Source organism: Parazoarcus communis SWub3 = DSM 12120, assembly GCF_003226565.1.
Lineage (GTDB): Bacteria > Pseudomonadota > Gammaproteobacteria > Burkholderiales > Rhodocyclaceae > Parazoarcus > Parazoarcus communis.
Genome location: NZ_QKOE01000222.1, coordinates 1 through 236, shown reverse-complemented (window position 1 = coordinate 236; position 236 = coordinate 1). Strand labels below are relative to the sequence as shown.

Annotated in this window: 1 pseudogene; it reads right to left on the bottom strand. The window is 63.6% G+C overall.

Annotated features, from left to right (window positions below):
• Positions 1–236, bottom strand: a pseudogene (locus tag DNK49_RS24350) (IS110 family transposase); the annotation flags it as partial.

Below are 236 nucleotides of genomic sequence, written 5' to 3'. Positions count from 1 at the left end.
CGCGATGGTACGCTCACCGATGCCAGGAATGGATTCGAGCAAACGGCGCTTGTCGCGCAAGGACGGATCGTCGTCGATGTGCTGGCGGATGGCTTTGATCAGCCGCGCGATTTCATCGTCGAGCCATTGGAGATGGGCGCTGATGCCCGCCTGGACGGCAGCACGCGCCACTTCCAGACGGTTGGCCTCCTGGGTACGCATGTTCTGCAGCGCGTCCAGGCGCAACACCAGTGCGC